Consider the following 546-nt stretch of genomic DNA (forward strand, 5'->3'; position numbering starts at 1 on the left):
GGACGAGGCGGAGTGGAACCCTGCGGTGAGGCCGCCCGCGCCGGCGAACAGATCGAGGGTTCGAATCGGGCCGCGTTCCATGTGACAAACGTACTGTGACAAACGCACTGAAAACGGCGGCACCGCAGGCCCGAGGCGGTGGATCCTCTTACGCTCGGATCATGTCCTGGGCTTCGAGCGACGGCGTCCGGCGCTCGATGCGCAGCAACCGCGGCCGAGACACGAAGGCGGAGCTCCGCATCCGATCGGCGCTCCACGCCGCGGGACTCAGGTACCGCCTCCAACGCAAGGTGCCGGGGTCGTCCCGGCGCACCATGGACGTCGCCTTCCCCCGACAGCGCATCGCGGTCTTCATCGACGGCTGCTTCTGGCACGGTTGCCCGGTGCATCACACGGTGTCGAAGACCAACGCCGGCTTCTGGGCGGAGAAGGTGACGAGGAATCGCGAACGGGACCGCGACACCGACCGACTACTCCGAGAGGCAGGCTGGATCGCACTTCGTTTCTGGGAGCACGAGGACCCCGACGAGGTCGTCCGGGTCGTCA

General features: G+C 67.2%; 1 protein-coding gene. It reads left to right on the forward strand.

Going from position 1 to position 546, the window contains the following annotated elements:
• Positions 1-95 precede the first annotated feature (95 nt).
• Positions 96-546 (forward strand): very short patch repair endonuclease (locus tag C5C27_RS17640; RefSeq protein ID WP_258066853.1); only part of this gene is annotated, 451 nt, incomplete at its 3' end.

Source organism: Rathayibacter sp. AY2B7, from assembly GCF_002931635.1.
GTDB lineage: Bacteria > Actinomycetota > Actinomycetes > Actinomycetales > Microbacteriaceae > Rathayibacter.